At 68.8% G+C, this 12,835-nt stretch carries 12 protein-coding genes and 1 pseudogene; 5 read left to right on the top strand and 8 right to left on the bottom strand.

The genetic code is table 11. The annotated features are described in order from the left end of the window. Nucleotides 1-2: 2 nt before the first annotated feature. From CLV67_RS05985 to CLV67_RS05960, 6 genes are all read right to left on the bottom strand, one after another. The gene (locus tag CLV67_RS05985; RefSeq protein ID WP_106316127.1) at nt 3-776 is read right to left on the bottom strand and encodes a gasdermin; all 774 of its coding nucleotides are present in this window, start codon (nt 774-776) and stop codon (nt 3-5) included. Then, complete coding sequence (locus CLV67_RS05980; protein WP_106316126.1) at nt 776-2,605, bottom strand: caspase family protein; 1,830 nt, start codon at nt 2,603-2,605, stop codon at nt 776-778. The genes CLV67_RS05985 and CLV67_RS05980 overlap by 1 nt, the downstream gene beginning before the upstream one ends. A 16-nt stretch (nt 2,606-2,621) precedes the next feature. After that, nucleotides 2,622-3,986: a hypothetical protein gene (locus tag CLV67_RS05975; protein ID WP_106316125.1), complete on the bottom strand. Its 1,365-nt coding sequence runs from the start codon at nt 3,984-3,986 to the stop codon at nt 2,622-2,624. A gap of 64 nt (nt 3,987-4,050) precedes the next feature. After that, nucleotides 4,051-6,498: a CHAT domain-containing protein gene (locus CLV67_RS05970; protein ID WP_106316124.1), complete on the bottom strand. Its 2,448-nt coding sequence runs from the start codon at nt 6,496-6,498 to the stop codon at nt 4,051-4,053. Further along, nucleotides 6,495-7,589 (bottom strand): vWA domain-containing protein, encoded by a 1,095-nt coding sequence (locus CLV67_RS05965; protein ID WP_106316123.1) that lies wholly within the window; start codon nt 7,587-7,589, stop codon nt 6,495-6,497. The genes CLV67_RS05970 and CLV67_RS05965 overlap by 4 nt, the downstream gene beginning before the upstream one ends. Then, nucleotides 7,586-8,464 (bottom strand): AAA family ATPase, encoded by an 879-nt coding sequence (locus tag CLV67_RS05960; protein ID WP_106316122.1) that lies wholly within the window; start codon nt 8,462-8,464, stop codon nt 7,586-7,588. The genes CLV67_RS05965 and CLV67_RS05960 overlap by 4 nt, the downstream gene beginning before the upstream one ends. Before the next feature lie 195 nt (nt 8,465-8,659). Here CLV67_RS05960 and CLV67_RS05955 point away from each other — a divergent pair. Further along, a pseudogene (locus CLV67_RS05955) lies at nt 8,660-9,490 on the top strand (alanine--tRNA ligase-related protein); the annotation flags it as partial. Here the strand turns inward: CLV67_RS05955 and CLV67_RS53155 are convergent. Both CLV67_RS53155 and CLV67_RS51700 read right to left on the bottom strand, forming a co-directional pair. Then, nucleotides 9,448-9,603, bottom strand: coding sequence for a diguanylate cyclase domain-containing protein (locus CLV67_RS53155; protein WP_239166022.1), 156 nt, complete (start codon nt 9,601-9,603; stop codon nt 9,448-9,450). The pseudogene CLV67_RS05955 and the gene CLV67_RS53155 sit on opposite strands and share 43 nt — an antisense overlap. A gap of 745 nt (nt 9,604-10,348) precedes the next feature. Continuing rightward, nucleotides 10,349-10,498: a hypothetical protein gene (locus tag CLV67_RS51700; RefSeq protein WP_170153757.1), complete on the bottom strand. Its 150-nt coding sequence runs from the start codon at nt 10,496-10,498 to the stop codon at nt 10,349-10,351. Between the two features lie 780 nt (nt 10,499-11,278). Between CLV67_RS51700 and CLV67_RS54685 the strand changes: the two genes are divergently transcribed. From CLV67_RS54685 to CLV67_RS54160, 4 genes are all read left to right on the top strand, one after another. Next, nucleotides 11,279-11,437, top strand: coding sequence for a helix-turn-helix domain-containing protein (locus tag CLV67_RS54685; protein ID WP_428839480.1), 159 nt, complete (start codon nt 11,279-11,281; stop codon nt 11,435-11,437). A gap of 138 nt (nt 11,438-11,575) precedes the next feature. Next, the gene (locus tag CLV67_RS53150; protein ID WP_239166013.1) at nt 11,576-12,016 is read left to right on the top strand and encodes a transposase family protein; all 441 of its coding nucleotides are present in this window, start codon (nt 11,576-11,578) and stop codon (nt 12,014-12,016) included. Then, the gene (locus tag CLV67_RS54165) at nt 12,013-12,243 is read left to right on the top strand and encodes a hypothetical protein (protein WP_275414865.1); all 231 of its coding nucleotides are present in this window, start codon (nt 12,013-12,015) and stop codon (nt 12,241-12,243) included. The genes CLV67_RS53150 and CLV67_RS54165 overlap by 4 nt, the downstream gene beginning before the upstream one ends. Further along, a complete protein-coding gene (locus CLV67_RS54160) occupies nt 12,144-12,416 on the top strand; it encodes a transposase family protein (RefSeq protein WP_346265169.1) in 273 nt (90 codons plus the stop codon). The genes CLV67_RS54165 and CLV67_RS54160 overlap by 100 nt, the downstream gene beginning before the upstream one ends. The last annotated feature ends 419 nt before the right edge of the window (nt 12,417-12,835 follow it).

The following is a 12,835-nucleotide window of genomic DNA, read 5'->3' as shown; positions in this document are numbered from 1 at the left end:
GGTCAGGCCAGGTGGAGCACGTCGTGCTCGAAGAAGACGCGACCGTCGCCGAGCCCCCGGATCTCGCCGAACCCCCCATAGCGCTCGTTGACCCAGATGCCGTGGTCGTCGATGCTCAGCTGCGCCGCCTTCGCCGCCACCGTCAATGGCCGGGCGCCGGTGAAGACCAGCTCCGAGGTGCGCTTGCGGTCACCGGAGACGGTGATGTTCCCGCCGGCGATGTCCTGCACGGCCGCCACGTCGATCTCGGCGGCGGCCGAGTTCTCGTCGAGAAAGCTGACCTTGAGGCTGCGGGCCTTGAGGGTCGCCACCACGACGTAAAGGCGCTGCGCGGCGAGCAGGTCGGCGACACGACGCACGTCGGTCCGCATGTCGGCGTGGTTCAGCCAGGCGTCGAGCGAGACCAGGTCGACGCGGTCGGCGGTCACGTCCGTATAGGCGTACCGGATGCGGTTGGCCTTTTCGGTCTTGATCGTGAAATCACCCTTGCCGCCGAACGCCTCCAGGACGGCCGACACCGCGGCGAGCCCGATGCCGAGCTTCGCCGTTCCCTGGCCGGAGCCGCTGGTGGCGACCACGGGCTCGTCGTCGGTGACGCTCACCGGCGGCGTGGCCGGCTCGACCGTGAGGACCTCGTCGAGCCGGCTGTAACGGCGCAGGACCCGGCCCGCCCGGGCGAGCACGTCGAAGAGCCGCAGGTCGGTCGTGGGCAGCGCCAGCGGGACGTAGTCACGGTCCTCGACGCGCAGCAGGCGGGTGGCCGCTTTCGACAGCATCAACGGGTTTCTCCTTGTCGGGGGCCGGTGGTGACAACGGGAAGCACGCAGGTCCACCAGTCGCCCTCGACCGGCACGGAATCTCCGCGCCGCCGGCGACGGGGGTGCACGTCGCGGGACGGTTCGAAGCGGGACGGATCGAAGCGGGCCAGTCGATAGGGGGAGGCGTCGATCTCGTCAGTCGACACGATCAGCACGAGCCAGTCGTGGTACTCGGTCGGCCACCCTTCGGGCACCAGGACGTCGATGACCTCTCCCTCGGAGACGGCCACCGTCGCGCCCGCCCGGACGAGGCCGTCGGGGAGGTAGACGTCGTCGATCCCGAAGCGTTCGGTCAGGTCGAGCAGCACGCAGTGCAACGGCCGGCCGGTCGTGTTGCGCAGGCGCAGGAAGCAGCCGGGCGGCGTGCCGTCGTCCGCATAGGACAGCCGCAGGACACCGTCGCCGTCGGGCGGTGTCGCGACCGCCTGGGGGGACAGCCTGTCCTCGCCGGGCCGGGGAACGACGATCTCCAGCAGGACGCCGTACGCGATCGCCGAGTCGTCGTTGTGCAGCGTCAGGACCCGCCACCACCGGGCGATGTGGTGCAGGTGCTCGACGCCGTGCAGGCTGTCCAAGCTGGCGATCCGCTCGTTCCCGCGGTCGAGAAGCCGGACGCCGTCCGGGCGCGGTTCGAGGATCAGTTCCGCGTCCTCGACGCCGACCAGCCGGACGTACGGGTCGTCGTCCGCGAACGCCGCCCGCAGCGCGCCCGTATCGGCCGCATGGATGCCGAACAGAACCGGGTGCGGCGGACAGGCGAGCACGAGCCGGTACACGGTCGTCTTGTCGGGCTCCCAGTCGAGCGGTGCGACCAGGCTGAACCCGGTCTCGACGGCGGTCACGTCCACCTCGAGGGCGGGACGGGCGCCCTCGACGGCGAACCGCGTCCGTCCGGCCGCGATCCCGTGTGCCGCGCCCGCGTTGCCCTGCCAGCCCCGCTTCCCGTGCCGCATGGTGAACGTGGGCGGGTCGACGATCGCGCCGCCGCCGAACAGCGGCGCGTCAGCGAGTCCTCGCCCCTCCGGGAAGACGATCGGCCGCTGGGTGGCGGTGCGCTGCTCGACCTGGTTGCGGGCGAGCAACACCAGGTCGCGGTACGTCGTGCCGGCCGGCGCGGCCGCCATGACCTGCAGCAGGGCATGGCTGAACCGGCCGCGGACATCGCCCTCGGCCAACGCCTCGCCCGCCTTCTCCTCCGGGCGGCAGGCAGCCATCAGCACGTGCCGGACCGGCGGCGGGCCGTCGGCATAATGTCCGGCGAGGTCCGGCAGGAGCCGGTAGGACGGCTTTTCCGTGGCCTGATCGGCGGCGCGGTAGGTGACGCCGTCGCGGGTGGCGCCGCCGGAGTGGCAGCTGTCGAGGATCGCCACGACGTGACAGCCGCGTTCGGCCACTCCGCCCAGCAGCACCGCGAGTTCCTTGTCGAGCAGGTCGGGGCGGCCGGCGACACGGCTGTCGGCGCAGACCAGCGTCTGGAGTTCCTCGCCGTTCGACTCCAGATACCAGAAGTCACCGACGGGCTCGGTCGCCCCGTGGCCGCTGAACCAGAACAACGCGACGTCGCCGGGGCCGGCCTGCCCGAGGTGCTGTCGGATGCCGCTGACGATCGCCTCACCGGTGGCCTCGTCGTCGAGCAGTTCGTTGACGTCCAGGCCGGTGTCCGGCCTCCGGTGCTGTTTCAGGAACGCGACCGCGTCACGGACGTCGTTCACGCAGCCGGCCAGGTTATTGAGTCTCGGATCCTGGTACTGGTTGATACCGACCAGAAGCGCGTAGATGTCTCCCATGGTGCCGCGTCCTCCGTCAGTCCCGCGCGTCGAGGATCCGGAAGATGCGCTCGCGGCGGCCAGTGAACTCGGCGTACCGGTCCAGCTCGAACCAGCGCCGTCGCCATTCCCGGTACTCGGCCGCGGGCCCGGTGTCAGTGCGGCAGGCCTCGACGGAGGTGATGAAGCTCGGCTTCGAGGCGGTGCCGATGATGTTGGCGTCGCCGCGCTGCTTCTCGCCGCCCTTCTCGTCGCTCACCCTCGTGGCCAGCCATTTCGAGATCTGTTCGACGGCCTCGTCGTTCAGGCAGCGCAGGGTCAGGGTGTCGTCGACGACGAGGTCCTGCGCCAGCGCATGCTCGGGAATCAGCAGCCCGAGGTGCAGGCAGAGCTGCACCATCGAGCGAAGGTGGTCGAACAGCATGGTCCACTCGGTGCCGTCGGCCCGCTTCACCGGCCGGCACAGGTGCTCGAAGGCCCAGTCGAACCGCTCGATCAGCCGATCGCGGAACTTGGTCCAGTTCTTGGCGTCGATCGGGTCGTTGCCGAGCTGCTCCATCTCCGGGGACATTGAGTAGACCAGCAGCAACGCGCGGCAGGTCATGATGGCCGGATTGCGGTACGCGGTCGGCATCGCGAGCCGCTCCGCGTCCACCTCGAACGTGAAGCCGTGCTCCCCCTCGATCTTCTCGGCCACCCGCAGGGCGTGCTCGCCGACCGCGACACCGTCGTAGAGCTGGCGGAACATCCGCTGGGTCCAGATGCCGCTCTCGTCGGCGGTCCAGGTCGGCTCGTCCTTCTCCAGCTCCTCGGCCCACAGTCCCAGGACGCGTTCGGCGGTGCGGCAGGCGGTGCCGGTCTCAGCCAGCGCGAGCTGCAGCATGACCTCGTCCAGGTCGAGGACGAACTGCTCGCGGTCGGGGTCCGTGCCGTGGCTGTCGAGGTAAACCTGCTGCAGGTCGCGGGCCTCCTTGTGGCAGATGTAGGCCGCGTCGAAGCCGAGCTCGGTGTCGCGTTTGGACTCCACCAGCGCGTGCGCCCGGATCGCACCCAGCGCGCGCGGCGCGTACTCCGGCCACGGCAGCTCACGGGCCGCGTCGGCCAGCCGGACGACCAGGGCGGCGTCGGCCCGCGACTGCTCGCCCTTCGCCCCTTCGAGAGACTCGAACGCTGGCGCGATGTTCCACAGCAGCCCCATGGACGCCTCGTAGATCAGCCAGCCGATCGCCCGCTGCGGCCCCGCCAGCTCGGCCGGTGGACGCTGGCTCGGGTGCTGTTCCAGGACGTCGCGGTACCGCTCGACCTCCCGCTCGACGGTGCGCGTCAGCTCGTCGTCGATGGGCTGGCTCCGGTGCCGGACCCCCTGCGCCAGCTTTTCGATCTCCTCAGTGGTCAGTCCCATGGGTCGCCTCCCGCTGCTCGTCGGTCGCTGCTATCTGACGGACAGCCGGATCTTCGGCACCGCGTCATTTGACGTACGCCGCGAGCAGCGCCCAGCCGGCCGGCGCGGCGTCGCGCTTGATCGCCTCGAGCTGGGCCGAGCGCAGCGCCCGGTCGAGGCTGCCCGGCCCGCCCCGAAGCGCCCGCACGATGTCGTGGGCGACGTTGCCGGTCCCCTCGTCGCCGATGCCCGCGATGCCCGCCACGACGCACCGCGCGCCGCCGGTGAGCAGGGCCATCACGAAGTTCAGCGGCTCGGCGTCACGCGTGTTGACCACCTGCCCGACATGGCAGGAGGCCATCAGCACCGATCCCGGCCAGTGCAGGCCGAGCGCCCGGGCGGCGGTCAGCCGCTGCTCCGGGATCTCCAGAACCTGCCGCAGCCCGTCGTGGGAGCCCTGCGCCTCCTCTTCCGGTCCGAGGCCGCCGTGCGCCGCGACGTGCAGGAACGACCAGGAGGCATCCCTGGTGAGTACGTCACCGAGTTGGAGCTCGGGGCAGAGCTCGGGAACCTGGTCCGAACGGACCACCGCCCGGCTGAGCCGCACCTCATCGGTTCCCGCCGGAAGCAGCCAGGCCTCGCGTTCCCGGGAGACGTTGACGCCCCGGCCGGCCTTGTTCGCGCCGACGAGCCGGACCAGGGCCGGTCCGTCGGCCGTGGGCACCTCCAGCGCGGTCAGACAGGTCAGCACCGGTGTCTGGGTGACCACCGCCCGCTCGACCAGGCGCGTCCCGGCCTCGCCGATCGGCAGCGCGACCCAGGGCACCAGGCTCAGCCAGGAGTGGGCCGAGATCACCAGCGGCATCGGGTCGTCCGGCGAGCCGGCCAGGTCCGCCCGCAGCGCCTTCGGCAGCACGCCGGCGATCTCCGCCCAGGTCGGCAGGACGGTCGGCACCGACCGCGCGTTCCGCGGAACCACCTCACGGTTGCCGCCCGGCGTGGCCGGATCGCTGCCGGGCGCCGGGCCGAAGCGGCCGACCCAGTCGAACAGGTCCCGGGTCGCCCGCCGGTCCTGGAAGAACGCCACCACCCCGGCGTCCGGCTCGAAGCGCTCGAACAGGATCGGCTGTCCCGGTCGCAGCAGCGAGCGGTACAGCGACGGCGGCCCGCCGACCGAGCCCGGCAGTTCGAGGTAATCCAGCGCCGTCCGCCCGCCCAGCGCGGTTGTCACCCGACCCAGGTCGACCCGGGAGGGCAGAACGGTCTCGGCCAGCATCGCGGAGATTTTGTCGCCGAGCTGGAAGTGCAGCTCGCCGAGCATGCGGTCGCGCGCGTCGGGATCGTCGGCGAACAACAGGTCGTTCTCCGGCTTGTTCTCCAACTCCACGATCCGGTCGAGGATGCCCTGCAGGTTGGCGTTCATCAGGCCGCGGTCGGCACGGATCCGGGTGGCGAAGCCGGTCTGCTTCGCGGTCAGCGCCACCTCCAGGCCGAGTTCGGCCGCGCCCGGCGTCCCGGCGTCGGCCAGCCGGGCGGCCAGCAGCGCGATGTCGCCGTACAGCCGCCGGAAGGCCTCGGCCAGCGGTGACCGGGACCGGGAGATCACCCGCATCCGCCCGCGGACCCGGTTCGCGATCTCCAGCGCCCGCCGGCCGAGGGCGGCCGCCTCGGCCCGTTCGCCGTCGGAGGTGGCGCAGGCGGTCAGCAACTCGGCCTTGGCCAGGGTCACCGAGATCTCCCGGACGCCCCGGTCGTCGTCCGACTGACGGAACGTGCCGTCGGCCATCGGCACCGGCACCGGCACGCCGCCGAGGAGCCGGCCCAGGGACGAGTCGAGCTGGGCGAGCGCCTCCTGCGGGCTGCGCTCGTCACTGTCCCAATAGGCCAGCGCCCGCAGGAACTCGAACCGGTACCGGGTCGAGTAGCCCTGGGCGCGCGTCTTCTCCCAGTACTCGTCCCACTCGCCGAGCGCGTCGTCGACCTGCCCCGCCTGGCCCTGCGCCAGCAGGCCGGCGCCCCGCTCGAACAGGTAGTGCGCCATGTACGGCTCGGCGCCGGTACCCATCAGGTCGGCCAGGGGCCGCGCGACCAGCGGCAACGCCCGCTCGAACTTGCCGATCAGCCGCAGGTTGCGGGCGGCGTGGTAACGGTTGATCACCCCGGTGGCGAGGGCCCGGTCAAGCCGGGATCCGGCCTTGCGCGACACATTCTCGGCCAGGGCGTTCTCGTGCATCTCCTCCGGGGAGCCCGCGCTGGCCGGCCGGAGCCCGACCAGGTCGCCGAACCGGACGATCACCGCGGCGCTGTCCCAGGCGTTGGTGCGCACCGACGCCTGGCGGCCCTCGCGGGCGGTCTTGAGGTAGTGGGCGAGAGCGACCTCGAACAGGCTCTCGTCGTCCTTCTTGAGCTTGGCCAGCGACACCTGGTTGCCGACGATGCCGACCACCTCGTCGGTCTCCGCGGCCAGCATCAGCAGGTCGTCGCGGGCGATCACCCGATGGACCTCGGGGGTCACGTAGCCCGGCTCGTTCATCCTTTGATCGCCTCCACCAAAGCGTGCACCTCGTTCAGGGTGTGACCGATGAGTTCCCGGTCGGCGTAGCGCAGACTGTCGCGCAATGGCAGCATCGGCCGGAAGTTCTTGCGGCGGCTGGCCGGGTTGACCCAGATGACCCGGTGGGCGATCCGGGAGAGCCGCGCGACCTGGCGCGGCAGCAGACCGGGGTCGCGATCCTCCTCCATGCCGTCGCTGCAGATCACGACGACCGAGGAGCGCAGCAGGCGGTTACCCGACCAGCGGCGCAGGAACGACCGCAACGAATGGCCCAGCCGTGTGCCCTGCTGCCAGTCGGCCTCGACCTCGGTGGCTCGACTCATCGCCTCCTGCGGATCGGGCGCCGCCAGTTGAGCGGTGATCTGGGTGGCGCAGGTGCCGACCGTGAACACCTCGGTGATGCCCGGCCCGGCGACCAGCGCCGCGTGCGCGAACAGCAAATACATGTCGACGTACGGCGTCATGGACTTGCTGACGTCGATCAGGAACAGCAGGCGGCGCGGCCGTACGTCGCGCCGGCACCACCGCAGCCGGGTCGGTTCCCCGCCGTTGCGCAGCATCGGCCGGACCGACCGGGGCACGTCGACGCGTCCCGACCCGTCGCTGACCCGCCGCGCCACCCGCCGGGGCCGGCCGACCGGCCGGAGCCGGGTGACGAGCGCCGCCACCTGCTGCTTCTCCGTATCGCTGAGGGTGCGCATGTCGCGGGCGGCGAGTTCGGCGCTGTAGGACGAGCCGGACGTTCCCGTGATCGTCTGCGCCGCGCCGGCCTCGGTGGCGGCGACCGTGCCGGCGGGCATGATCACCTCGACGAGCGGCTCGTCGCCGGGCTGCTCGGGCGGGGCGGTCCAGTCGCGGTACACCATGTCGAACACGGCCAGGTCGGACCGCCGCCCGCACAGCGTCAGACGCAGCGGCCAGTACGGGCCGGGCAGCTCCAGCAACGACGCCGAGATCAGCGCCTCGGCCGCCGCCTGCAGCCGGGAGAACTCCACGACCATGCCCGCCGCCCGCAGCCGTTCGGCGAACGCGGTCAGCCCGCCGGCCAGTGCCCGCTCGGCCGTGATCACGCAGAGTCCCGTCCGACTTCGCCGAGCACCCGCCGGACCGTATCGACGTCGTCGCGGTGCTTGGCAACCGCGCCGGCGCAGGAGATCGCCGCATCCTCGGCCAGCGTCTTCGCGCCGCTGGCGACCACCGAACGGGCCAGGTCGATCGCCTCCGCGACACCCGGCGGCCGGGTCAGCACGCCGTCGGCCCTCAGCCGTTTCATGGCCTCGGCGATCTCCGCGGCCAGCTCAACGGTCAGGCCGTCGATCTTGTGCTCGAGGATCTCCGCCTCCCGGGGCGGTTTCGGGTGCTCGATCCAGTGGTAAATGCAGCGCCGTTTCAGCGCCCCGTGCACCTCCCGGGTGTCGTTGGAGGTCAGCACGATGAACGGCATCCGCATCGTGATGCCGGACTGCTCCGGACCCAGCTCCGGGATGGAGATGGTGCCCTTGTCCAGCACCTCCAGCAGGCAGGCCTCGAACTCGTCGTCGGCGCGGTCGATCTCGTCGATGAGCAGTACCGACGGCTTCTCGAAGGCGGCCAGCACCGGTCGCCGCACCAGGAATTCCGGGCGGTACAGGTCGGTGACCGGCACCGCGTCGCCCCGGTCGGCGGCGCGCAGCGTGAGCACCTGGCGGGGAAAGTCCCAGTCGTAGAGGGCCTGACCGGCGTCGAGCCCGCTGTGACACTGCAGCCGGATCAGGACGGCGTCCGGGTCCAGGACGCCGGCCATCGCCTCGGCGAACGTCGACTTGCCGACGCCCGGCTCGCCCTCCAGGAACACCGGCTTCCGCAGGCGCTGCGCCAGGACGGCCGCCGCCACCAGACCTTCGTCGGGGAAGTAGTCCCGCTTGTTCAGCCGGTCTTCGAGCTGCTTCGCGTCGACTACGTCCATCCGGGCTCCCTGGTCCGCCGTGCGTCACCGTTCAGTCATCTCTGACGGACAGGAGATCGCCAAGGGCGGGCGGCGAGTTGACGGCACCATCTGAGCTGCTAGAACAGCGACTTTCAGCCCTTCAGGAGCTGGCGCGCTATCACGATCCGCTGGACCTGGTTGGGGCCCTCGTAGATCTGGGTGATCTATGGCAACAACGTATTCCTCGCCACGCTCAAGGCAGGCACGACCATCCTCGACACCGCGATCACCAAGGCCAAGTCGGTCGGCGGCAGGCAGCTGTCGGGCAGCCAGGCGTTCCAGCTGCACGACACGTACGGCTTCCCGATCGACCTGACCCTGGAGATCGCGCAGGAGCGGGCCTTCAGATCGACCAGGGCGGGTTCCGGCGGCTGATGGCCGAGCAGCGGACCCGCGCGAAGGCCGACGCCAACGCACGTAAAGCGGGTCACGCCGACCTGTCCGCGTACCGTACGGCGCTGGACGCTGGAGGCCCGGTCGAGTTCACGGGCTACCAGGAGGTCTCCCGCGAGTCCAGGGTCCGCGCGCTCATCGCCAGCGGCGGCGTCGAGGTGGCCGGTGAGGGTGACTACGTCGAGCTGGTGCTCGACACCACCCCGTTCTACGCGGAGGGCGGCGGCCAGCAGTCCGACACCGGCGTGATCCGGGTCGGCGGCGCCGAGCTCAAGGCCGTGGACGTGCAGCAGCCGATCCCGGGCCTGATCGTGCACCAAGGCGCGGGTGCTGCGCGGCGAGGTACGCGCGGGTGAGGCCGGTTTCGCCGAGATCGATGTGACCCGGCGGCGGGCAATCTCACGTTCGCACACGGCGACCCACCTGATCCACCAGGTTAACGAGATTCTCCTGCAAGGCCTTGTGGTACACGCGTTCATCACCTCCCCACAGCAAGCGCGCCGGCTCGGCGCGATTGCGCTCTTCGGCGAGAAATACGGCGAGCAGGTGAGGGTCGTCGAGGTCGGCGACTATGCGCGAGAGGAGGCCCCCGCCGCCTCCGTCAGCAACTCGTCACCCGCCTGGTGGCCGTAGGTGTCGTTGTACCGCTTGAAGTGGTCCAGGTCGATCAGCGCCGCGAAGAGGGCTTCTCCGGTCGCCCGGCTGCGGGTGATCGCCTCCGCCATCCGTTCGTCCAGACTGCGGCGGTCGGCCAGACCGGTGAGCGGATCAAGCCGCACCATCGCTGTCAGGTGACCTGCCTGGGTTTCGATCCGCCCGACCAGGCCGACCATTCGTACGGTAACGAGCAGAATCAATACAACAGAGCCCAACCCGATCGCGAGCCAGCCCCGCCCAGGACGGCCCGCCGCGCCCTGGAAAAAGATCAGAGCCGGGACGAGCAGGGTCGCTGCGGAAAGAAGCGCCAGGCGAGGGCGAACAAACGTCGGAGGCTGCGGCAACGGGATTGTGAGCTGCCGCATCGAGGGGTGCAGGGCCGCAGCCCCCGCGATGAGGTTGGACGGCAACAAGACGACGTTCAGCAGTCCGCCCGGGTGCACCAGTTCGACCGGCGCGGTTATCATCAAGGCCCTTGTCCGGCGGCGTGTCCCGAGTAACCGGCGCTGCGCGGCCAGCAGCCGTGCGAGGTGACGCACGAGTTTCCTGGGCACGTCGAGCATGGCTCGATAACCGATCACGTGGAGCCCTCTCGAAGACCTGTTTCTGTCGCAAGGACATGTCTATCGATGGCTCCACGCCTATATCCAGTACTGCCCAGCCTGTCCGGATATGACCGTGTTCATCAGGCCAGGCACATTCCTCTCGCTGAGATCACCTCACTGAGATAACAAGTAGTTCTCTTACGAGAACCAGTAAGGCACAGAACGCCTCGGACTACGTCCTTCGGGTTCTGGCCGTTCTGAAGCAGTGTTAGTTCTTGAACCTCAACCACACCTTGAGGAAGTCGTTGGTGAACCTGTCGTACTGGATGTCGAAGACGGCCCGCTTGGGGTGCTCCTCGTGTAACTCGTCGAGTACGCAGTCATCCTCGGTGATGTCGAGCAGGTTCACCTTCTCCACGAAGCCGCCTTGAGGACGGACCTGGAGACCTTGTTGTCGAAGGCCTTCATCTCGGGCAACCCGTTGATCAGAACGCCTGGCACGGTGGTTCTCCAGCGATGAGGTGGATAACGACCACACCGAAGGTGTCGAGCCCCTACTTCTCCTGCTTGACGATGCCGTGGGCGATCCTGTCGTGCTCGATCTCGTAGACGGTGCGCTTGATGTGGTCCTCGAACTCGGTGCGCTTGGAGATTTCGTTGTCGAGCGGGCTCACCTTCTCCGGCTCGTCCCCATTGGGCTTGAGGATCTGGCACGCCTACCACCAACATGACGGTCGGGCATCTCGTCCTCCCGCATGTGTTGGCGATGGCCCGCAAGGAAAGCGATCTCCATGCCGCCGCATCCCGCGAACAGATCGACCAAGTGCGTCGCTGCTCACCGTCATCACGATAGTCAGCGCACCTCCTTCAACGAGACGGCCGCGCCGCCATGTTAGAGGTAGCCCCACCGACTTCTCGGCGCACGACGGATTCATCCATGATCACGTGAAACCGCGCAAGAGCAGGTTCGGCAAGAACTCAAACCGTAGTACTCAACAGGTCCTCGTCGCTGTGCGGTCTAAAGGTGCGGAGCTGGATTAGACCCCGGCTCCCCACTTCAAATCGGCGGCGAGGATGAGCACAGCGATTTGAGGCAGAAATGATTTACAGGGCACCACGGCCGAAGGCGCACTTCTTTATCATCAGCAATGCGCTGATAGAGGACACCGCTTGAGTTTCAAAGCTCGCGGAGTTTCTCATCTACATTCTGAGCAAGCCGGACAACTGGATAGTCCGCACCGAGCAGATAGCTAAAGCTAATGGCTGCGGGCGCGACTCCATCCAGTCAGCCCTACGCGAGATCGAGGCGGCCGGCTATCTGGTAAGAACCGAGACAAGGAATGCAGCCGGACAGTGAGATGATCTCAGCGAGAGGAATGCGCCTGGCCTGATGAACACGGTCATATCCGGACAGGCTGGGCAGTACTGGATATAGGCGTGGAGCCATCGATAGACATGTCCTTGCGACAGAAACAGGTCTTCGAGAGGGCTCCACGTGATCGGTTATCGAGCCATGCTCGACGTGCCCAGGAAACTCGTGCGTCACCTCGCACGGCTGCTGGCCGCGCAGCGCCGGTTACTCGGGACACGCCGCCGGACACGGGCCTTGACCTGCTACTACCAGGCATTGATGGTGCTGGTCTGGTTTCGCAAGGCACAGGACACCGCTCTGCTCGGTGCCGGGTTCGGGATCTCGCGGGCGACCGCGTACCGCTACATCGCCGAAGGCGTCGCGGTCCTGGCCGCCCAGCGGCCCGACCTGCACGACGCTCTACGCCGCGCAGCCGACGACGGCTGGGCGTTCGTGATCCTCGACGGCAAGTTGTTCGACTGCGACCGGCTGGCCGAGACCACCGCCAGCATCAAGGGAAAACGATCGACGCCTGGTACTCGGGAAAGCACCGCGGCTTCGGCGCGAACATCCAGGCGATCATGAATCCGGCTGGCCTTCCGATCTGGACCGCCGAGGCGATGCCCGGCCATCTGCACGACCTGAGCTGTGCCCGGGAAGCCGGCGTCACCGCTGCCCTGAACTGGGCGGCCGCCGAGCTCGACCGCCCGCGCTGGCCGACGCGGGCTACGAAGGTGCAGGTCTCGGCATCAAAACCCCGACCCGGCAGCCGGCCAACGGCAAGCTCCTCGCTGTCGCCAACCGCACCGTGAACCGGCTGCTGCGCGGCCTGCGCTGGCAGGACGAACGGGGCTACGCCATGGTGACCGGCCGATGGAAAACGCTGCGGCACAGCACCATCAGCCCGACAAGAATCGGCGACGTCGTCGCAGCCGCACTCCACCTCACACAATTCGAATATCGCTATCTATCCGAAGGTCGCTGAGATCACCTCAGTAAGTGTCCAAGATCTCCAGGAATTGATCAGCTTCTCGGGCCTCGGATGTCAAAGCCCTCAGCCCATGGGCTCCAGGCACTCAGGTGCTCAGGCACTCAAGGCTCACGCGCTGAGCGTTTGGCCCAGCCACGGCCACCACCGCGACCGAACCATGGATCCCCAGCCGCGCAAGCACCGCCGATACCGCGACCGAGCCACCAGGAAGCGGACCGCGGCCAGTGCCGACACCGCGATCGAGCCAGCCAGGAGCGGACCGCGAACCGCGGCCAGTGCCGACACCGCGACCGAACGACCAAAAAGCGGACCGCAAACCCCAGCCAGCGCAACCCACCGGAAGGGAACCGCGAACCGCAACCACCGTGACGCGGGGTCTGGAGGCTCGGCCCCCGGCAGAAATGCGAAGAGGG

The sequence above is a fragment of the Actinoplanes italicus genome (genome assembly GCF_003001815.1).
In the GTDB taxonomy this organism is placed as follows: domain Bacteria; phylum Actinomycetota; class Actinomycetes; order Mycobacteriales; family Micromonosporaceae; genus Actinoplanes; species Actinoplanes italicus.
The sequence above is the reverse complement of the archived record's forward strand: the minus strand, read 5'-3'. Positions and strand labels throughout refer to the sequence as shown.